A 21,613-nucleotide genomic window follows, 5' to 3' on the forward strand; every position below is an offset into this window, starting at 1 on the left:
TGCCATCGTCTGTATTCTTGACACTGTACTCTTTACTCTCACCTCACGGCATCTTTTTTGCTTATCTTTGCACTGTTTTGAATATTCGCGATATTTTAGAAAGATATAAGGCCGATCAGCGTTTAACCACGCTTGCTCAGGCATTGAACAGTTCCAAAAACCCAAGGGTGCAATTGCGCGGACTAGTTGGTTCGAGCGATGCTGCCATTGCGGTAGCTTTGTACTTTTTACAGCACAAGCACCAGCTTTTTATTTTACCCGACCGCGAGGAGGCCAGCTACTTTCAGGCCGATATTGAAAACCTTACCGGTAAAGAGGTTTTGTTATTCCCATCGAGTTACCGCAAAGCGTTTGAGTTTACCCAGCCCGATAGCAGCAACGTGCTGGCCCGCGCTGAGGTATTGAATGAATTGAACCACTCTACCGAGTATGGACAGATCATTGTTACCTACCCTGAGGCCGTTGCCGAAAAGGTGATTGACCGCTCCTCGTTAGAAAAAAACACGCTCGAAATATCAGTAAACAACAAACTGAGCATTGATTTCATCAACGAGTTTTTAGTAGAGTATGACTTTGAACGGGTAGATTTTGTTTACTCGCCCGGCCAGTTTTCGGTGCGTGGGGGTATTGTTGATATTTTCTCTTTTTCGCATGATCTACCTTACCGCGTAGAGTTTTTTGGCGACCATATAGAATCCATTCGTACGTTCGAAATTGAGAGCCAGCTATCGGCCGAAAGGGTTAAATCGGTGACCATTGTGCCTAACGTACAATCTAAGTTTCTGACTGAAAATAACATCTCCATATTAGAGTATGTAGAACGCGATACCCAGGTTTGGATACGCGATGTACAGTTTACGCTTGATGTTATTCAGGAGGGCAATAAAAAAGCAACCCAGCTATGGAAAGCGCTATCGGCCGATGAAAAGAACCAGAACCCCGATTGGATAGACCCTAAATATGCTTTTACTGATGAGAAAATGATTGCCGACCAACTGCACGATTTTGCAGTAATTGAGTTTGGCAAGCAGTTTTTTTACACGGCCGACCATAGCATTAACTTTGATATCCGTCCGCAGCCCTCTTTCAACAAAGATTTTCAGCTGCTTATTCATAACATCAAGAATAACGAGGCTGAGCATATTGAGAACCTGATCTTTACTGATAGCCCAAAACAGGTAGAACGCCTGTATGCCATTTTTGAGGATCTTGATAAAACGGTAAAATTTACGCCGGTTAATGTTTCCATTCGCGAAGGTTTTATTGACCGGGAACAGAAACTGGCCTGCTACACTGACCACCAAATATTTGACCGCTACTATAAATACAAACTGCGTAAGGGTTACCAGCGCACTCAGGCTATAACACTGAAAGAACTACGCGAGCTTAAACCAGGCGATTACGTAACCCATATCGACCACGGTATTGGCAAGTATGCCGGCTTGGAAAAAGTAGAAGTAAGCGGCAAAATACAGGAAATGATTCGGCTTATTTATGCCGATAACGATTTGTTGTATGTGAACATTAACTCGCTTAACCGCATCTCTAAATTTAGCGGCAAAGAGGGTTCGGTTCCTAAAATGAATAAACTGGGTACCGACACCTGGGAGCGGTTAAAAAAGACTACAAAAAAAAAAGTTAAAGACATCGCCCGCGACCTGATCAAGCTTTACGCTATCCGTAAAACTAAAGAGGGTAACGCTTTTTCGCCCGACAGCTATTTACAAACCGAACTAGAGGCCAGCTTCATTTACGAAGATACGCCCGACCAGGAAAAGGCCACCAACGACTTCAAGAAAGACATGGAGGCCCCGCACCCTATGGACCGGCTCATTTGCGGCGACGTAGGTTTTGGCAAAACAGAGGTGGCCATCCGTGCAGCGTTTAAAGCCGTTGCCGATAGCAAGCAGGTAGCCGTACTGGTGCCTACCACCATTTTGGCAGCCCAGCACTACAAAACCTTTACCGACCGATTAAAGGGCTTCCCTTGTAATGTTGACTTCATTAACCGTTTTAAAACCAACAAACAAATTAAAGACAGCCTGGCCAAACTGGCCGAGGGTAAACTGGATATCATCATTGGCACGCACCGCCTGGTAAGCAAGGATGTGAAGTTTAAAGACTTGGGCCTCATGATAATTGATGAGGAGCAAAAGTTTGGCGTAGCCACTAAAGAAAAGCTGAAAGCTATGCGGGCTGATGTAGACACCCTCACGCTGACCGCCACCCCAATACCCCGTACCCTGCATTTCTCCTTGATGGGTGCGCGCGATCTTTCCATTATATCTACCCCGCCGCCTAACCGCCAGCCGGTGGTTACCGAGTTGCATGTATTTAACGACACGCTCATTAAAGACGCTGTAGAATACGAGATTGAACGCGGTGGACAGATCTTTTTCATCCATAACCGTGTAGCCGACCTGATGCAATTAGGCGGCATGATACGAAAACTGGTGCCTAAAGCACGTATAGGTATAGCCCACGGTCAGCTGGAAGGCGATGACCTGGAAGATGTAATGCTGAAGTTTGTGAACCATGAGTACGATGTACTGGTGGCTACCACCATTATCGAAGCTGGTTTGGATATTCCGAATGCCAATACCATCATTATTAACCACGCCCACATGTTTGGCCTGAGCGATTTGCACCAAATGCGCGGACGCGTAGGCCGGAGTAATAAAAAAGCATTTTGTTATCTGCTGAGTCCTCCGCTGTCTACCCTGACTTCGGAAGCCCGCAAAAGACTGAGCGCCATTGAAGAATTCAGCGATTTAGGCAGCGGCTTTAACGTAGCCATGCGCGATCTGGACATCCGTGGTAGTGGTAACCTGTTAGGTGCTGAACAAAGCGGCTTTATTGCCGAGATAGGTTTCGAGATGTATCATAAGATTTTGGACGAAGCCATACAGGAGCTGAAGGACGAAGAATTTAAAGAAGTTTTTCAGGATGAAAAGCCACGGCCGTTCATCAGTTTTACGCAGATAGATACCGACTTGGAGATATTGATCCCTAACGAGTATGTAACCAGCTTAACTGAGCGTTACAACCTATATGCAGAGCTCTCCAAGCTGGAAAACGAAACCCAACTCATAGCCTTTGAAAAACAATTGACAGACCGCTTTGGCCCTATCCCGCGCCAGGTGAACGATTTGTTCGACACGCTGCGCCTGCAATGGCTGGGCAAAGCGATAGGTTTTGAAAAAATATCGTTGAAGAAGAACGTATTGCGTGGTTATTTCATTACCAACCAGCAATCGGCCTACTTCGAATCGCAGGCGTTTATGCAGGTGCTCAACTTTGTAAAGAACAACCCACGCCGGGTGAATATGAAAGAGGTGAAGAATACCTTGCGTATTAGCGTAGAGGGTGTAACCAGTGTAGTGCAGGCGGTAGATATTTTAAGCGAAATCGGCGTAGGTGTCCCAGCTTAATTATTTGAAGCGTATTTAGGGTAATTAGCTTTGTGGTCATTTAAACTATTTAACCTTTATTTTAACTCATAAAAACAAGAAAGCCCCAACTGTAAAGTCGGGGCTTCTTGTTAAAATATAGAACAGCTTGATAGGACTGCTATGATTGATGTATTAATATTGCCATAAACCCAGCTCCCAATCTAACAAAGATTTTTTGACCTTTTCAGATTCGTAAAGCTTGTCTATACCTTGGGCGTAATCCTTTATACGCTCGTCTTTAGGGTTTGAAACCTTAACTACCACACTGGCAAACAAGCGCTTCATAAACACGTCGTCGAAACTTAAGCCGGTGGCATCGTTATTACGGCTTACGGCTTCTTTCGTGGCCAATACCTGGCGTGCTTCGGGGAAATATACCCAAAATACCGGCTGGTAATCAGCATCAATGCCGGCCACTTTAAGTTTCATTAAAGGAGCAATACCAATAATACGTGGCTCAAATACCGAGCGTTGCTTATCAAATACCCAATCTTCCTTCAAACGAAATCGGATTACACTGTCTGGGTTAAACTCACCAGCCTGCATGGAAGAACCAATTTTATCGCCATTGGCGTCAAATTTATCAACCACGCTACTATCAGCTAAACGGGCCTTTGCTTTACCAGGCGTTAGCGGCACGGCAAAGCCGTCACCGCTTGGGTCATCTTTACTTGGATTAGGGTCGTATGCAGTTAACTCGCCAGCTTCTACGGCTTCCATCAGCACGTCAATTAAACGCGATTTTGGCGAGGCCAGGTACTGGTTCATTTTTTCACGCAAATCAATTTCGCGCCAAACACGTTTGGCATAAATAACGTCAGCTTCGCGCAGGTTAGCATAAGGAGTTACGCGGGCACTTAATATGTTGGCCTTTTTAAAGTAGCCATCCATAGGACGCTCAAAAGGTTTGGCTTTTTTAGCTGTATCAACCACCGGTTGCGCATTAAAAGTGGTATTAGCCACATTATTTTGCGCGGCAGCCGCTCTACGGTTTGCCGTGGTGGTACGCTTGCGCGTTGTACCTCTTTTTTGAGCATAAGTGCCCAAACAAATTAAACTCAATAGCCCCACCACAAAAATCTTCCGTCTCATATGTGTTTATTAATTTGCTCTGAATACAATATCATCAAGTCCTCTTTGAGAACCATCAGGACCAACAGCTATAATGTTGGTAAATGCAACTACAGTACCTGGTGTAATGGCAGCCATGGCAGCACGCATTTGGCCAGATAATTCGCCACCGCTGGTAGATACCAAAATAGGATCCTGACGCGGGCGCTGAACAACCAGGCTAAAACGGGTTACGTTAAACTTAGCATCAAACTCAAAGTTATCAAGCTTGGCAAATAACCTATCTTGAGCCTTTAAATTTGCTGTAGCACTGCTGCCACCGCTTTTACCACCAAATACTGCTTTAGGATCGGGGATACGTTTAACACGGAACTGCGTAGAACCCAGCGTTTGTGTTTTACCCGGAGAAGCCTCGCCCGAAACAGTGATGTTAACGGTACCCGGAGAACTAACACGGGCGGTAAAAGAACCGTTTGAACCGCTGATAGAACCACCGCTCATGCTTACCCTTAACTTATCTTTAGGGATGCCCGGAGCCGATACTGATAATGGATTAGATACGCCAATGTACAATACGTTCATTTTTTCGGCAGCAACCGTAGCCGATGGTTTAGCCACCTGGTACTGTTGAGGCGCAGTTTTGTATTCTTTCATAGTACCGTCGTTTTGTCTTACACGGATGGTACCAACCCAGGTACGTACACCTTCGCCGCTGGTACCAGTAGAGTAAGTACCACGGCCTTCGGCTACCTGTAAACGCGAACCGTTTACCATAATTTCCGGGTTAGATTTAGAATCTGAAGCTGTTAAGAAAACTTCGGCTTTGTAAGGCTGGCCTGCAATAATGTAGCTACTTGGTGCCACGGCAACCGCTGCAAACTTATCAAGGTTAACTACCGCCTGGTCTACTTTACCCAAGATCTTTTTAACCACTTCCGATTCGGCATTCTTGGCATCGGCCTGTACTTTGTTCAAAGAGGTCATGGCAGCACCCATAGGTATACCATCACCAAAATACGCTTGTTCCCAGCTTAAGCTTGTATTACCTGTTTTGCTTTTTGGAGCATCTGCAGATAAGGAAAGTTTGGTAGCGGCTCTTTCTTTAGGATCGAGCAGGGCCAATAACTTTTCGCGTGTTTCGTCAATTTTAGCACGAAGCTCTGCCGCTTTTTTACCGTTGATCATTACTTCTGATGAAATATCAAGATCATCACGTTTTTTATAATCATCGGTAGCTTCGTCTATACCGCCTGCTTTTTCGGTAAGTATTGCTTTTAAGCTCTCAATGTAGTCATCAAGTTGTTTAGCAATGGTACTTGCCTGTTTAGCCTTATCGTAAATAGGCTTTGCCCTTTCAGGTTGCTCTTTAAGTTTGGTTTTTTCAAAAGCATCATAAGTGTTATCGATACCGGTTTGAACGTTCGATTTAGATGCCACCAAACTATTACTTATATTCTTGAATGCATTTAACAGGTTATCGGGCACGTTTAGCGCCACCAAACCTAATAGTACCAGGTAGAGGATGCCAATCATCCGCTGCCTTGGGGTTTCTTTACCTCCAGCCATGTGTCTTTTTAGTTAATTTAAATTAATTGTGAAAAAGTTAATTAGTTAAATTAATTAAGCACGTGGTTGGTTCATGGCAGTTAACATGTTGCCATAAATTGCGTTTAATGAACCTAAGTTTTTAGCTAAGCGGCCAACTTCTTCTTTAAACGCTTTAGAATCTTCTAAAGACTCGTTGAAGTTATTCATGGTTAATGAAAGGTTCTGGTAGAACTTGTTCATTGATTTTAAGTGAGCACTTGAATCTTGTAATTCCAGTTCGTAAACAGCGTTTAAGGCCGATAAATTTTTAGCCAGGCTGTTTACCTGATCGTGGTAAGCTTTTGAATCGATGTTAGAGTTAGCCATTTCGTTAAGGTTAGCCGAAGCTTTTTCGAAAGAAACGCTAAGGTGATCGTAGCTTGCGCCTGCGGCTTTTACTTTGTTGGCAAATTCGGTAGTTGCCGCACCGGCATCAGCCACTTTTGAAATGGTAGATACTTTATCGCTGAAGGTTCTTAAACCATCGCCCAGGTTACCGATAAGCTCGGGGCTTATTTTGGCATCAGCCAGCATTTTGTCTAAAGCAGCAGTGTGGCCAGTATTGGCTTGTACCGGTGCAGTTACTCTTTTTACCGGTTCGCCTACATAATCGTCGGCCAGTTCAGGGTAAGCTTTAGTCCAGTCAACCTCGGTAGTTTCAGGTTGTAAACCTAATATAAGAAATAGAAAGGCTTCGGTTAATAAACCAACGGTAATCAGCACCGAGGCATAAGGAAAATGTTGAATTTTAAATAACAAACCGATAATAACCACACTCGCACCTATGGAGATAATGTTACCGATACCGAACTTTGATTTTTTCTTGCCAGCCATAATTAATTTGTTTTTGTAGTGTTAGATGTTATGTTTATTTGAGAGTTTGATTGTTTGTTATCGTTTGTCGCGAAAATCGCGTCCTACGAAATGCGATACCAGGCGGAAACCGATAAATGATTTAGCGGTGTCCTGAAATTCATAACCACGGGTAGAGTTCTGTAAAAAGTAGCCAATATCTTTCCACGAGCCGCCGCGCACTACTTTACGTTTAAGTACTTCCGGGTCGGTTGCTTTAGCATCGTAATTAAACGTAGGCGACATATCGTGAACGAAAGTAGAAGCCGATTCATCAAAGGCAGACAGCGTCCACTCCGATACGTTACCGGCCATGTTAAACAAGCCATAATCGTTAGGGAAGTACGAACGCACATTTACGGTGTAAGCGCCGCCATCGTCGGTGTAGTTACCACGACCAGGTTTAAAGTTAGCCAGTAAGCAGCCTTTAGCATTTTTGATGTACGGACCACCCCATGGATAATCGGTACCAATACGGCCACCTCGTGCGGCATATTCAAATTCGGCCTCGGTAGGTAAGCTGTAAGGCAAACGGTGAGGCTGTTTTAATTTATCTTTATAAGCATCGTTATAACGTGAGCGCCAGATGCTGTATGCACGTGCCTGACGCCAGGTAACGCCCACTACCGGGTAATTTTGAAAAGACGGATGTGAGAAGTAACCTTCTACCATGGGTTCGTTAGCTGCATACGAGAAATCGTTCAACCAAACCAGTGTGTCAGGATAAACGGGCACAGTATCGCGGTAGATAAAATCAGACCGCTTTTTAGTTTTATCAAAACGCTGATCTGATGCGGTGCGTAACTGCATGGCTGCGTAATTGTACTTCAGTTGGCTTACGTCAACCTCGTTACGGTCAAATACACGGTCATCGCCCTGGTAGTACATACCATCAAGCTTACCTGCATTGGCGCTTTGCGCTTTTCCCTTTCCGTTACTGCGCCAGATAGGGTTCTTTTTTACATATTCCCAATTGATGTACTTGCGACTGGTGGCATTAGGATCGCGCGGTTTAACGTAGTATTTATCATCGTTAAGGTAATTGGTGATGGCAATAGAATCGCGCACCCAATTAATAAACTGATGATACTGACTATTTGTGGTTTCGGTTTGATCCATAAAGAATGGAGAAACCGTAACCTGTTTGGTTTGTGCTATTTGTGCAAAGGTTACGTCCTGGTCGGTTTGACCCATTAAGAACGAGCCACCGGGAATATACACCATGCCTGCGGGCAATTCTGCCCTGAACGGCCTATTGCGTACGCCAAGCACTTCGCCCCTGTCGCTTGTATTACAACCACTCCAAATCCCTCCAACTAACAATAACAAAAGAAAGTAACGTGTATTCATGCTTGTTGTATCAATTCTATCATAATTTTCCGTCGTCTAATATAATATTGCACGCTGTAATCTTCCCGAAATATTATTACACAATGGCATAAAATTTTTCGTGGCAATTACAACGCATAGCGTTTATGCGTACACCAGCGTAAAATACTAAATAACAATAAATTATCAAGTAGTACAGGCTTTATACGTGAAAAATACTGCTATTGTTTCGGGATTAACGCAAAAAAGAAATTTACTTATTGGCTTGTTTAATGTACTGCTCAATGGCCATAGTCATTGATGGTGCACCTGGTGTAGGGGCCGGAATATCCAAAATTAAACCTGCATCTAAAACAGCTTTGTGCGTAGTTGCACCAAAAGCGGCAATGCGGGTATTATTTTGCTGAAAGTTGGGGAAGTTTTGGTAAAGTGACAGAATGCTCGATGGACTGAAGAAAGCAATGACATCGTAAAACACCTCGGCCAAATCGCTCAGGTCGCTGCACACAGTGCGGAAAAGCACTGCAGGCGTAAAGTTGTAACCGTTTTCGGTCAGAAACTTCTGCGTTTCTTCGGCGGCTACGTCAGAACATGGGTATAAGAATTTTTCGCTCGAGTGTTTTTTCAAAACCTCAGCAAGGTCGGCAGCGGTTTGCTTGCCAAAGAAAATTTTGCGCTTACGGTACTGAATATACTTTTGAAGGTAAAGAGCAATAGTTTCTGAAAGGCAGAAATACTTCATATCCACAGGCACCTCAAAACGCATTTCTTCGCAAATACGGAAAAAATGATCGGCAGAGTTACGGCTGGTAAAGATCACGGCGGTAAAATCGGCAAGATTAATTCTTTCTTTACGAAAGTCTTTAGCAGGCACACCTTCCACATGAATAAAAGACCTAAAATCAATTTTCAGGTTAGCCTTCTTAGCCAGTTCAGCATACGGATTTTTATCGTTCTCAGGTTTGGGTAAAGTAACCAATATACTCTTAACCTTTTTCTTTCTATCTTCCAAAGTAAATCTTTCTAACTACCTAAGTTTCTAATTGTTCAGCGCCTTAATTAGTATTAAAACGGGGCAAATTTCGAGGGCACAAAGATAGGTAAATAAATAAAATTTATGAAATCTTATGCTCGAAATAATATTTACGCTACTGCGCAAATATTGCCATACAAAAATCACCACCACAAGCAGCAATGCCAAGCCTAAAATAAAGGGTATGTATTGCGCGGCTAGCAAGCTAAAACATAACGATACCGGTAAAAACACAAATGTGATATTAAAGTAGGTTAGGTATAAAATAGAAATATACTCCCCCACCAACCGGTTAGCGTTGAAAACAAATCCTAAAAATTTTAAAATGAGCAGCTTAACGGCAAATAACGCAATAATCAGAAAAGCAAATGAGCCAAATAGCTGTATCCCGCTTATACTGTAAAATACCTCATAATATGCCGTAAGCTGGTATAAAAATAAGCCAAAGGTAAACCCGAACAGCACAAACAAGCCCAGGAAAGTCCATGAATTGAGGAGATTTTCTTCTTTACTTACTTGGGAGAGAATGCGGTTATTATAAAATGACTGCAGTACGTTTTTAATATCCTTGCTCATGGCCCGGTTAAGCAAAGCCATATATACCAGCAAAATAGCGATGATGGCAATAACCCATTGGTCGCGCGTGCGACGGGTGCTGCCTTCGCTCATTAAACTTTTAAACCTACCCGGCTGCTTGTAAAAGCCATACTCGCGGTAAACCTGGCTTTTATACATACTGTCTAAAAACTGGTTATGCCTGAGGGCGTCGGGAGCTTTCACGTAAATTTTAGCTAATGAATCGCCGATGAAATATTGGCGGTTAGCCAGTGCATTGGCCACAGAATCGAGCACGGTTTGTGCGGCCGATGGCGGCTGATAGTAGCGGTGACGTGGTACCGAATCGGGCTGAACAAACGAGTTAGAGTCTGCGGTTTGGGAATACCCCTCCATACAGCTTAAACCAAATAAAAAAAGCATGAATATAACAGTACGCAGCACTATGCAAAGATATAAAACCCACCCGAATTAAATAAGTATAACATTTTGGTAATCTAATTATAATCATGACTTATTGTGGGTTGGCAATATGACAGTACGTCGAAGCTTGCCAATTTCATTATTGAATCATCAGCCGTATCTTTGCATCAACATGGCCGGCATTTACATTCATATTCCTTTTTGCAAACAAGCCTGCCATTACTGCGATTTTCATTTCAGTACATCGCAGCAGTACCGGCCAGATCTTGTACAGGCGCTGGCTAAAGAAATAGCCCTGCAAAAACATTATTTAAACGGAGCTAACATTGAAACCATTTACTTTGGTGGCGGTACCCCCTCATTGCTCGAAGCCGGAGAAATCACTTTTTTGCTCGATACTATTGCGCAACATCACCCCATAAGCAGTAATGCTGAAATTACATTGGAAGCGAACCCCGACGATTTAACCTCGCAGAAAGTTCAAGACCTGCGCCAAACGCCGGTTAACCGCTTTAGCATTGGTATCCAGTCTTTTTTTGATGAAGATTTACAATGGATGAACCGTGCGCACCGCAGCAACGAGGCCGAAACTTCGGTTAAACGAGTGCAGGATGCGGGTTTTAACAACATTACCACCGATTTAATTTACGGGTATCCGCTACTTACGCACGAAAAGTGGGAGCATAACATGAGTACGATGTTCGATCTTGAAGTACCGCATATTTCGGCTTACTCTATGACGGTTGAACCGCGGACGGCATTGGCGGCCTTCATTAAAAAAAAGCAAACGCCACCGGTTAACGACCAGCAAAGCGCCGAGCAGTTTACCCGTTTAATGGAGCGCATGCAGCAACAGGGATTTGACCATTATGAGATTTCAAATTTTGGCAAACCCGGCCACTATTCGCGCCACAATTCTAATTATTGGATGGGGGTACCCTATTTAGGTATTGGCCCCTCTGCACACGCCTTTAACGGCCAGGCCAGGCAATGGAACGTGGCTAACAATGCCCGGTATTTAAAAGCACTGGCATTAAATGTAATCCCTGCCGAGGTAGAGCAACTGAGCACCATCAACCGGTTAAACGAATATATTATGACCTCAATTCGCACCATCTGGGGGTTGAATTTAGACAAATTGGAGGTTATCGCTTCGGGCTCCTCTCCTATTATGCTCAAAAATGCCCGGCAGTTTTTAACCAGCAATTGGCTTGACCAACAAGGGCGAACGCTCGCGCTTACCCAAGCTGGTAAACTATACGCCGATCACATTGCCGCTGAACTTTTTTTCGAAGAAGAATAGTTATCTACTCATTTACAACAATTTACACTTTTCGTACTCCCAAAAGCGCTAATTGTGCTTTATTAGCTCATGGTGAAAACCAAGCACAAGCGTTTACCGTAATTGCTACCAAATAACACTAACTATCATGAAAAAATTATTTATCGCGGCTTTTGCTTTAGTAGCTATGGCAACCGCAACTAACGCACAAACCGTAATGGTGGGTGGTGCCCCAATGTACCCAACCAAAGATATTGTAGACAATGCTGTAAACTCTAAAGACCATACCACATTAGTTGCTGCTGTTAAAGAAGCAGGCCTGGTAGAAACTTTAAAATCGACAGGTCCGTTTACTGTATTTGCTCCCACTAATGAGGCTTTTAATAAACTGCCCGAAGGTACTGTTCCAACGTTGCTAAAACCTGAGAACAAAGCCATGTTAACCAAAATTTTAACCTACCACGTAGTATCAGGCCGCGTTAGCGCTGCCGACCTGGTAGCTAAAATTAAAGCAGGCGGTGGTAAAGCCGAATTAAAAACCGTTAGCGGTGGCACTTTAACCGCCATGTTAGATGGTAAAAAGGTTTACCTGGTTGACGAAAAAGGCGGAAAATCTTGGGTAACTATTGCCGATGTATTCCAAAAAAATGGGGTTATCCATGTGGTGAACACCGTGCTCATGCCTAACTAAGCTCTGCACATTTTTAAACTTAAGTATAAAAGCCCGGCTGCCAAGAGCGCCGGGCTTTGCTGTTTTTAAACAGAATTGCTTATGAAATAAAGTTATTGGCCACCCTGTTTAAAATTGGTTAGTTTTGTATGTTAATTTGTCGTGAAAATATGGGTTTAAAATTATCGCCGATTGATAGGGTTGATACAATTACTAAAGAGGATTTCATCAATAATTATTTGAAGCCGCGCAAGCCGCTGGTTATCCGTAAGGCTACCGAAACTTGGCCTGCCTTACAAAAATGGACTTTTGAATACTTAAAAGAAGTAGTGGGCGATCAAATTGTGCCGCTTTACGATAGTTCAAAAGCCGACCCGAGCAAAGCCATCAATGCTTCTGCAGCCGAGATGAAGTTTGGCGATTATATTGATTTGATTCAAAAAGAACCTACCGATCTGCGTATTTTCCTTTTCGACCCCATTAAACATGCTCCTGCCCTATTAGAAGATTACCGATCGCCTACCGATTTAATGGGTGGTTTTTTAGATAAGTACCCTAACATGTTTTTTGGTGGTGCAGGTTCGGTAACGTTTCTGCATTACGATATAGATTTAGCGCACATATTCCACACCCATTTTCATGGCCGCAAACATGTAATCCTATTCGACCAAAAATGGAGCGAGCGCCTCTATTGCATTCCTTTTGCCACTTATGCGTTAGAAGATTACGATATTGAAAATCCCGATTTTGCAAAGTACCCCGCCCTTGACGGTGTTGAAGGACAGGAGACCATCTTAGAACATGGTGAAACCCTGTTTATGCCAACAGGCTTTTGGCATTGGATGAAATACCTTGACGGTTCATTCTCCATATCGCTGCGCGCCTGGGATAAATCATGGGGTATTAAAGCCAAAAGCTTATACAATCTCACCATTCAGCGCAATTTTGATAGCATCCTGAAAAAGAGGTACAAAAAGCGTTACATGGATTGGAAAGAAGAGCTGGCGGTTAAACGGGCTAACAAAGCGTTAGTAGCGGGCGAGCCGAAGTGAGTTGTGAGTTGTGAGTTGTGAGTTGTGAGTTGTGAGTTGTGAGTTGTGAGTTGTGAGTTGTGAGTTGTGAGTTGTGAGTTGTGAGTTGTGAGTTGTGAGTTAAAGGAAGTTACTTTTCACCTAAGTGGTTTTTATTTTTCGTAACTTGTTAAGCAATTTACTTCGGACTTCGGACTTCGGACTTCGGACTTCGGACTTCGGACTTCGGACTTCGGACTTCGGACTTCGGACCCTACCTGTGCTTTTCCACCCCAATTTGCTCGCAATATTCAAAAACAGGGCAGGTTGAGCATTTGGGCATATTGGCGGTACAATGATATTTGCCAAAGGGCATCAACAAGCGGTTAATGTCTATCCACCTATCTTTAGGCACTTGCTTTTCAAGCGCCAGCAAGCTCTTCTCCGGTGTTTTGGTTTGCACGTAGCCCCAGCGGTTTACTACCCGGTGCACATGGCTATCAACACTAACGGCAGGTATCTTGGCGGCAATGCCTAAAGTAAGATTGGCACATTTAGGGCCTACACCTTTCAGTGCGGTTAGTTGTTCATAATTTGCAGGTATGTTACCATCATACTGTTCAATTACAGTTTGGGCAATACCCAACATGGTAAAGGCTTTTTGTCCGTTGTAAGATGATCCGTATAGCAAACCTTCCAGTTCTTGTGGCGATAATTTTAATATTTGTTCGGGTGTACGGGCCTTACCAAACAACCGCTGCGATACCGGTATGGACACTTCATCTAACGTGCGGATAGAAATGATACAGGCCAGCAATTGCTCAAACATGGAGGTGTAGCCTTCGTTATATAATTGAACCATAGCCGCCTTGGGGTATTGCTCCATCAGGCGGGCAATGCGGCTAAGCATCTCTTTAATATCATAAGGCGTTTTAGCTGATGCCTGCATTCATCTATAACCGCTTATTAAACCCAATGTTTAAACGGTCTATCAATTATGATGAATGATCGGCCACCACTTTCCATTCGCCTTTAATCTTGCGCAGCAAAAGTGTAAAATAACCGCCAGGCGCATCTTTATCCCTTTGCAGGTGCCATGCGCCTAAAACAAAAGCGTTGGTCTTGTCCAGCAATTCAATTTTTAAAATATCAAAACCCAGTTGGCCCATGGCAGCTTTATCGGGGTAACCTTTCTTATAATTATCCAGTGTGGTTTGCCAGCCATACTTAGGGCCGCTTTTACCTACAAACAATAACGAATCGGAGTGCCAGTAACCCTGCATGTAAGCTTCAAGGTCGCCATGGTTCCAAGCCAGGCGTTGCGTTTCCAAAAGGTTTAAAATGGCCTTTTTATCTTGTGCTTTGCAAAGAAAGCCACATATTATTAAGAAAAATGCAATTATTAACTTCTTCATGACTTAAAAGTACACAAATTAGCCACATAAAACTTTTAGCTTTGCAGCAACATATACTGATAAGTTAAAATATGAGCAACCAGGTGTTATGCTATGGCGAAGTTTTGTGGGATACCTTTGCCGATGGCAAGCAAGTTGGCGGCGCCCCGCTCAACGTAGCCCGGCAATTAATACAACAAGGCGTATCTGCATCATTGGTTAGCCGCATAGGCAACGATGCGCTTGGCCGCGAATTACAGACCTATTTAACCGGGAACAAACTGGCATCGTCGCTAATACAAACAGACAGATCGTTACCTACCTGCCAGGTAACCGTTCAACTTGACGAAAAACAGCAGGCCACCTACGTTATTCCAAAACCTGTTTCTTGGGATAATATTAAATTAAAAGATGACCTGATTGAAGAAGCCAAACAAGCAAGCGCTATTGTATTTGGCAGTTTGGCCTGCCGCGAGCAAGCCAGCCGTGCTACACTGCTCAACCTGCTTACCGAGGTAAAAGTACCTTTGCGGGTATTTGATGTAAACCTGCGCCATCCGCATTATAACTCTGATATTATTGAAACGCTGGCTGCAATTTCTAACGTTGTCAAGATGAATGAGGAAGAGGCCGATCTGCTCATCCGAAGCAGCAGCACATCGTTAAAAGACAAGATCATTGAGTTCCAGAAAAAGTACCATACCAAAACCATCTGCGTAACCCGTGGCGAAGATGGCGCCATAATTTGGCATGATGATAAATTTTACGAGCATCCGGGTTTCAAGGTACAAGTGGTAGATACCGTAGGCGCGGGCGATGCATTTTTGGCAACGCTGGTAAATGGTTTACTAAGCAAGTTACCCATAGGTGTTATTTTAGAAAGGGCGTGTAAAATTGGTGCTTACGTAGCCAGCCAAAGGGGAGCTAATCCTGAGCCCATGGCAAAATAGAGGCAAGATATTAGAACCAAGAGCCAAGCAATAAGCAGGCAGTAATAAAACAAACCTCTTCTCTTGGTTCTTGTCTCTTAGCTCTTTCTTCTCTCTTTGTCATTTCATTCTGTTAATTCCATAAATTCCTTCAATTACGGTTTAGGCAACAAACTTTAACCAATAAATTTCCGTTAATTTATTTCAAAAGAAAGGTATAACCATGCGTGGTTTTGAGTTTTCCAAATACTCGCCCAATGAAGTTCCGAAGGGCGGGTTTGAGGAGTTGTTGAAATTATTTTTAGAACTGCTCAATTATACAGCGGGCGATGCAGGCGAAGCCTTATCGTGGCTGAACGAATTGGACAAGCAATATAATATTACCAATGACGATTATGGCATGGGTGATTTTATTGACGAGTTGAAGCAAAAAGGCTATTTAACCGAGGATAACGAAAAAGGGAATTTCGATATTACGGCTAAAACCGAGCAAAGCATCCGGCAATCGGCCCTTGAAGAGATCTTTGGTAAACTGAAGAAATCGGGTAAGGGAAACCACCGCTCGCCGCAATCGGGCCAGGGTGATGAAAAGAACTCAGAGCGCCGGGAGTTTGAGTTTGGCGATAGTTTGGATCAGATAGACATGACCCAATCTATCCACAATGCCCAGGTAAATCATGGCATCGGCGATTTTATGATGACCGAGCGCGATTTGGAAGTGGAGGAAATGGATTACAAAACCCTCACCTCTACCGTTCTCATGATCGATATTTCGCACTCCATGATCTTGTATGGAGAAGACCGCATTACCCCCGCTAAAAAAGTAGCCATGGCGCTGGCCGAACTTATCCGCACCAAATACCCTAAAGACACTTTGGACATTGTGGTATTTGGGAATGATGCATGGCCAATTACGCTTCAAGATTTGCCTTACTTACAAGTGGGCCCTTACCATACTAACACTTACGCCGGTTTAGAACTGGCTACCGATTTGCTTCGTCGCCGTAAAACGCACAACAAGCAAATATTTATGATTACCGATGGTAAGCCAACTTGTTTAAAAGAAGGCACCAAGTATTATAAAAACAGTATTGGCTTAGATCGAAAAGTGGTAAACAAAACCCTAAATATGGCGGCCCAATGCAAACGGTTAAAAATACCCATTACCACATTTATGATTGCCCGCGACCCGTACCTGCAACAGTTTGTGCGCAAGTTTACCGAAACTAACGGTGGTCGCGCATTTTACAGTTCGCTAACCGGTTTGGGTGAATACATATTTGAGGATTATATTAAGAATAGAAGAAAGACGGTAAGGTAAGCCCCTCCCAAACCCTCCCCGGGAGGGAGGGCTTTAGATGAGCATTACTGATACAAAGACAACATATTAATATTAAAAAATTAAACCAATGCCCTCCCTCCCGGGGAGGGTTGGGAGGGGCTATGAGCACTTTATTAGATATAAAAACACTCGGCGAATTAAAAAAAACCAATTACCGCAGTCGCTCGGTTAAAGAAGAATTAAGAGAAAACCTGATAGCGCAACTTCAAAAAAAAGAAGGTGGCTTTGAAGGTATCATTGGTTTTGAAGATACGGTAATTCCTGATCTGCAAACCGCTATCCTGTCGCGCCATAACATCTTATTGTTAGGGTTGCGTGGTCAGGCTAAAACACGTATAGCCCGCTTAATGGTAAATTTACTGGACGAGTATGTACCCTATATTGCCGGTTCCGAGTTATTTGACGATCCATTGGCACCAATATCCTGGTTTGGCCATAGTGAGGTAGAAGCCAAGGGCGACGATACACCTATTGCATGGGTTCACCGTTCTGAACGTTATACCGAAAAACTGGCAACCCCTGATGTTACCGTAGCCGATTTAATTGGCGATGTTGATCCTATCAAAGCAGCTACCTTAAAACTAACTTATAGCGATGAGCGTGTGATCCACTTTGGGTTGATTCCACGTGCACACCGTGGTATATTCGTTATTAACGAATTACCCGATTTACAGGCCCGTATACAGGTATCATTATTTAACATTTTGCAAGAAAAAGACATCCAGATTCGTGGTTTCAAACTGCGTTTGCCTTTAGACCTTCAATTTGTATTTACGGCAAATCCTGAAGATTACACCAACCGTGGTTCTATCGTTACACCGCTGAAAGACCGTATCGAAAGCCAGATTTTAACCCACTACCCTCGTACGGTTGAAATTTCGCGTCAAATAACCCAGCAGGAAGCTTTGCTTACACCTGAGCAACGTAAAAATGTAGAAGCCGACAGCCTGGTGAAAGACATGGTAGAGCAAATTGCTTTTGAAGCGCGTAATTCGGAGTATATCGATAAAAAATCAGGTGTATCTGCCCGTTTAACCATATCGGCATACGAAAACCTGATCAGCAATGCCGAGCGCAGGATGTTGATCAATGGCGAGAAAACCACATCGGTACGTATATCCGATTTCTTAGGAGTAATCCCGGCCATTACAGGTAAAATTGAGTTAGTTTACGAAGGAGAACTGGAAGGCCCGGCAAAGGTGGCTAATATCCTCATCGGTAAAGCCATCAAAACTATGATGCTGCAGTTTTTCCCAGACCCGGAAAAGGCTAAGAAAAGCAAGAAAGCTAACCCATACAGCGAGATAACCGGTTGGTTTGCAGCTGGTAATTCTTTAGCGGTATTGGACGAATTGCCATTGGCTGAGTATAAAAAAGTATTAAACTCCGTTAGCGGCTTAAAAGCATTGGTTAAACAACTGCACCCCGGCGTAAGCGAAGCACAGCAGTTGTTACTGATGGAGTTCGTGCTACACGGTTTGGCCGAGTTCTCTCAATTGAATAAAGGCTTCCTGGATAATGGCTTTGCCTTCTCCGACATGTTCGACAGCTTGTTTAACATGCAGCCGGATGAAGATGAGGATTTAGGCGACGATAGATATTAAATAAAAGCCCCTCCCAACCCTCCCCGGGAGGGAGGGCTTTTTGAAGAATAAGTATAAACCCCCTCCCTCCTGGGGAGGGCCGGGGAGGGGCTACTATAATTACTATGGAGGGACAAGCCCCTACTATATTTTTGATATGCATCGGCCTCTTACTGGCCGATTTTTATATTATTAATGGCCTGCGCGAGGGTTTAAAAAAGTGGCGCTTTATACAGGGCAAGTTTTTCCTGTTAGCTTACTGTGTAGTATCGGGCTTGCTAACTGCTGGGTTAATAGCCAGTATTTATATTAAATTCAGCGTTGGTTTTAAAGGGGCAGTTCTACTGCTATTCTTTTTACTGCTCTTTTGCAAAGTATGTTTCCTGCCCTTTATTTTGGTAGATGATGTACGCCGCTTGGCTTTATGGTGGGCACGTAAGCGCCATAAACCTGAGCCCGAGTACCCGGCCAGCCAAACCAAGCCTACAGATATTTCCCGTTCCGAATTCCTGCTTAAAGCCGGGCTAATTGCCGGCGCCTTGCCTTTGGCCGGACTTAGCTATGGCATTATTAACGGCGTTTATGATTACCGCATTAGGCGGCGTACCCTGTATCTGGCTAACCTCCCTAAAGCCTTCGACGGATTAAAGCTTGGACAGCTTTCTGATATTCACTCGGGCAGCTTTTACAACAAGAAAGCTGTATTAGGTGGTGTAGAAATGCTGATGGCCGAAAAGCCCGACCTGATATTTTTTACCGGCGACTTAGTAAATACCCTAAGTAACGAAATGAATGGCTACCAGGATATTTTTGCTAAGGTGAAAGCTCCTTTGGGCGTCTACTCGGTATTAGGTAATCACGATTATGGCGACTACGCCTGGTGGCCCGATGCGGCTTCTAAGAAAAAGAACCTCGACGCTTTGAAAGCCACCCATAAAAATATGGGCTGGGACTTATTAATGAACACCAACCGCCGGCTTAAAGTGGGTGGCGAAGAAATAGGTATTTTAGGGGTTGAAAATTGGGGGGCATTGAGCCGTTTCCCTAAATATGGCCGCATGGATGAAGCGGTAAAAAACACCGACGACCTTCCTGTTAAATTATTGCTTTCGCACGATCCTTCACACTGGCGGGCACAGGTTTTGCCGCATTACCCGCAAATAGATGCCATGTTTTCGGGCCATACCCACGGCATGCAGTTTGGCGTGCAAACCGAGCATTTTCAGTGGAGCCCTATCCAGTTTGTATATAAAGAGTGGGCTGGCTTATACAGGCAAGAGCAGCAGCAATTGTATGTAAACGTAGGTTACGGCTTTTTAGGCTATCCCGGTAGGGTTGGTATACTACCCGAGATCACTATTTTTGAACTAAAATCAGGAACTGACCCCAAGTTAAGTTAAAAAATTAACTGCTTGTTAAGCATTTGGGGTGGTATGATGCTTTAGTTCTTCATAAATTCACACTATTCAACTCAAAATCAAAAGCCTTGCTTATCATTGTATAATCAATGAAGAAATTTATCAGGGCCGGTTTTGATGCTTTGCTTTTCAGCAATGTATTTATGGCACTTTGTGCCGTAGCACAGGGGCTGGTAACTTTTCATATTATTGGTGTAAAACCCATATTTTCGGTATTGGCATTACTATTTGCCTCTACCCTGGGGCTGTATAATTTCTGCATCCTTATCATCAGGCCAAAAGAGCCGCAAAAATCTTCATATCGCCGTATACGCTGGTTTTTCGGTTACCACCGGCTCATGGTAACCATTACCATTGCTGCGCTACTATCTTTAATACCTCTTTTTTTCCTTTTAGCCAATTCTTCAAAACTGCTGCTCATTGGATTGGCCGCTTTATCTTTTGGTTACGGGTTGCCATTGTTCACCAAAAAAGGGCAAAAATCAGGATTGCGCAATGTGCCTGGTTTAAAACCTATTTTGATAACACTGGTATGGACGTTAAGCTGCGTTTTACTACCTATCTTTGAAGCACAAGACAGTCTGCACATCATAGTTCCCGAAAGCAACATCTGGATCATATTCAGTAAACGCTTCCTGTTCATTGCTGCGCTTACCGTTCCATTTGATATCCGCGATCTGTTTCAGGATCGTATAGCCGGTTTAAAAACCATTCCTGTGGCCTTTGGCGAGCAGCGGGCTTACTGGTTTTGTCAGCTGCTGCTGGCCGGCCACATTATGCTGCTACTGCTGCTATGGAATTACCGGCTAACCAGCGATTTTTTTGCGCTTGCCTTTGTAGCTGTCCTCACGGGCTGGCTCATATTCAAATCTACCTGGAAACGTGATGAGTACTATTACTTCTTTTATTTAGACGGTGTACTTATCCTGCAATATATAGTTCTGGTTTTATTTAAGCTATTTTAACCAATGGCTGCCAATTACGACCGTACTGCCTGGTTTTACGAACGTTTATCAAAGCTGGTATTCGGGCAGGCACAAGTTAAAGCGCAGGAATTCTTTTTAGACCGCATACCACCAAAATCGAACATTCTTATTATAGGTGGAGGCACAGGTCAAATTTTGGAAAGCCTTACGCTCCTGCATCCATCAGGCTTAAAGATAACTTATGTGGAAATATCGCCCAAGATGATGGCCTTATCGAGAAAACGGAATACAGGTCAAAACCATATTAACTATATTACCGCAGGAATTGAAGAAGCAAATGTTACCCATGTGTTTGATGTGGTGATTACCGCGTTTTTGTTCGACAACTTTCCACAGGATATACTGAACAAAGTTTTTATGGTAATTAACGCACGGCTTAAACCCGGCGCACTCTGGTTAAACACCGATTTCCAATTAACCGGACCGCTATGGCAAAAACTGATGCTTCAAAGTATGTACACCTTCTTCAGGCTGTTCGGCGCCGTTAAGGTAAACAAGTTACCAAACGTTAAAATGCAGTTTGAGAAACATGGCTATAAATTACACGCACAAAAAAACTTTTACGGCAACTTTATAACAGCAAAACTTTACCTCAAAAAATAAGGCTCAACTCATAAAAAAGGCAGCTACCATTTTACAAGTAGCTACCTTCTTTACTTATTCTAATTCCCTCCATCGGGAGTGCAGGGAGGGGTTA

Annotated in this window: 18 protein-coding genes; 10 read left to right on the forward strand and 8 right to left on the reverse strand. The window is 43.6% G+C overall.

The genetic code is table 11. The features are described 5' to 3' along the window. Positions 1–77 precede the first annotated feature (77 nt). On the forward strand, positions 78–3,431 hold the full coding sequence (gene mfd / locus IEV61_RS15550; protein WP_188417961.1) for a transcription-repair coupling factor: 3,354 nt from the start codon (positions 78–80) through the stop codon (positions 3,429–3,431). A gap of 153 nt (positions 3,432–3,584) precedes the next feature. Here the strand turns inward: mfd and porN are convergent, their stop codons facing one another. The 6 genes from porN to IEV61_RS15580 form a co-directional block, all read right to left on the reverse strand. Further along, positions 3,585–4,544: a type IX secretion system ring subunit PorN/GldN gene (gene porN, locus IEV61_RS15555; protein ID WP_188417962.1), complete on the reverse strand. Its 960-nt coding sequence runs from the start codon at positions 4,542–4,544 to the stop codon at positions 3,585–3,587. Positions 4,545–4,553: 9 nt separating this feature from the next. Then, positions 4,554–6,089: a type IX secretion system motor protein PorM/GldM gene (porM, locus tag IEV61_RS15560; RefSeq protein WP_188417963.1), complete on the reverse strand. Its 1,536-nt coding sequence runs from the start codon at positions 6,087–6,089 to the stop codon at positions 4,554–4,556. A 54-nt stretch (positions 6,090–6,143) separates the two neighbouring features. Then, positions 6,144–6,944 carry a type IX secretion system motor protein PorL/GldL gene (gene porL / locus IEV61_RS15565; RefSeq protein WP_188417964.1) on the reverse strand — a complete coding sequence of 267 codons (801 nt, stop codon included), beginning with the start codon at positions 6,942–6,944 and terminating at the stop codon, positions 6,144–6,146. A 57-nt stretch (positions 6,945–7,001) separates the two neighbouring features. Then, entirely contained in the window at positions 7,002–8,312 is a 1,311-nt protein-coding gene (gene porK, locus IEV61_RS15570) for a T9SS ring complex lipoprotein PorK/GldK (RefSeq protein ID WP_188417965.1), read from the reverse strand. A gap of 232 nt (positions 8,313–8,544) precedes the next feature. After that, on the reverse strand, positions 8,545–9,303 hold the full coding sequence (locus IEV61_RS15575; RefSeq protein WP_188417966.1) for a uroporphyrinogen-III synthase: 759 nt from the start codon (positions 9,301–9,303) through the stop codon (positions 8,545–8,547). Positions 9,304–9,330: 27 nt separating this feature from the next. Next, the gene (locus IEV61_RS15580) at positions 9,331–10,275 is read right to left on the reverse strand and encodes a DUF4271 domain-containing protein (RefSeq protein ID WP_188417967.1); all 945 of its coding nucleotides are present in this window, start codon (positions 10,273–10,275) and stop codon (positions 9,331–9,333) included. Between the two features lie 199 nt (positions 10,276–10,474). Here IEV61_RS15580 and hemW point away from each other — a divergent pair, with 199 nt between their 5' ends. The 3 genes from hemW to IEV61_RS15595 all read left to right on the forward strand — a co-directional run bounded on the left by hemW (position 10,475) and on the right by IEV61_RS15595 (position 13,306). Continuing rightward, complete coding sequence (gene hemW, locus IEV61_RS15585; protein WP_188417968.1) at positions 10,475–11,605, forward strand: radical SAM family heme chaperone HemW; 1,131 nt, start codon at positions 10,475–10,477, stop codon at positions 11,603–11,605. A 127-nt stretch (positions 11,606–11,732) separates the two neighbouring features. Beyond that, positions 11,733–12,275 carry a fasciclin domain-containing protein gene (locus tag IEV61_RS15590; RefSeq protein WP_188417969.1) on the forward strand — a complete coding sequence of 181 codons (543 nt, stop codon included), beginning with the start codon at positions 11,733–11,735 and terminating at the stop codon, positions 12,273–12,275. Positions 12,276–12,424: 149 nt separating this feature from the next. Next, positions 12,425–13,306 carry a cupin-like domain-containing protein gene (locus IEV61_RS15595; RefSeq protein ID WP_188417970.1) on the forward strand — a complete coding sequence of 294 codons (882 nt, stop codon included), beginning with the start codon at positions 12,425–12,427 and terminating at the stop codon, positions 13,304–13,306. A gap of 232 nt (positions 13,307–13,538) precedes the next feature. Here the strand turns inward: IEV61_RS15595 and IEV61_RS15600 are convergent, their stop codons facing one another. After that, on the reverse strand, positions 13,539–14,213 hold the full coding sequence (locus tag IEV61_RS15600; RefSeq protein WP_188417971.1) for an endonuclease III domain-containing protein: 675 nt from the start codon (positions 14,211–14,213) through the stop codon (positions 13,539–13,541). A gap of 46 nt (positions 14,214–14,259) precedes the next feature. After that, complete coding sequence (locus tag IEV61_RS15605) at positions 14,260–14,679, reverse strand: YybH family protein (protein WP_188417972.1); 420 nt, start codon at positions 14,677–14,679, stop codon at positions 14,260–14,262. A gap of 71 nt (positions 14,680–14,750) precedes the next feature. Between IEV61_RS15605 and IEV61_RS15610 the strand changes: the two genes are divergently transcribed. The 6 genes from IEV61_RS15610 (at position 14,751) to IEV61_RS15635 (ending at position 21,519) form a co-directional block, all read left to right on the forward strand. Continuing rightward, a complete protein-coding gene (locus IEV61_RS15610) occupies positions 14,751–15,608 on the forward strand; it encodes a carbohydrate kinase family protein (protein ID WP_188417973.1) in 858 nt (285 codons plus the stop codon). A 202-nt stretch (positions 15,609–15,810) separates the two neighbouring features. Beyond that, positions 15,811–16,908, forward strand: a complete 1,098-nt coding sequence (locus tag IEV61_RS15615; RefSeq protein ID WP_188417974.1) for a vWA domain-containing protein — start codon at positions 15,811–15,813, stop codon at positions 16,906–16,908. Between the two features lie 122 nt (positions 16,909–17,030). Next, positions 17,031–18,533 carry a sigma 54-interacting transcriptional regulator gene (locus IEV61_RS15620; RefSeq protein WP_188417975.1) on the forward strand — a complete coding sequence of 501 codons (1,503 nt, stop codon included), beginning with the start codon at positions 17,031–17,033 and terminating at the stop codon, positions 18,531–18,533. Between the two features lie 104 nt (positions 18,534–18,637). Further along, a complete protein-coding gene (locus IEV61_RS15625) occupies positions 18,638–19,912 on the forward strand; it encodes a metallophosphoesterase (RefSeq protein WP_188417976.1) in 1,275 nt (424 codons plus the stop codon). A 107-nt stretch (positions 19,913–20,019) separates the two neighbouring features. Continuing rightward, complete coding sequence (locus IEV61_RS15630; RefSeq protein ID WP_229747169.1) at positions 20,020–20,895, forward strand: UbiA prenyltransferase family protein; 876 nt, start codon at positions 20,020–20,022, stop codon at positions 20,893–20,895. A 3-nt stretch (positions 20,896–20,898) separates the two neighbouring features. Beyond that, positions 20,899–21,519, forward strand: coding sequence for a class I SAM-dependent methyltransferase (locus tag IEV61_RS15635; RefSeq protein WP_188417977.1), 621 nt, complete (start codon positions 20,899–20,901; stop codon positions 21,517–21,519). The last annotated feature ends 94 nt before the right edge of the window (positions 21,520–21,613 follow it).

Source organism: Mucilaginibacter galii, assembly GCF_014635825.1.
GTDB classification, from domain to species: domain Bacteria; phylum Bacteroidota; class Bacteroidia; order Sphingobacteriales; family Sphingobacteriaceae; genus Mucilaginibacter; species Mucilaginibacter galii.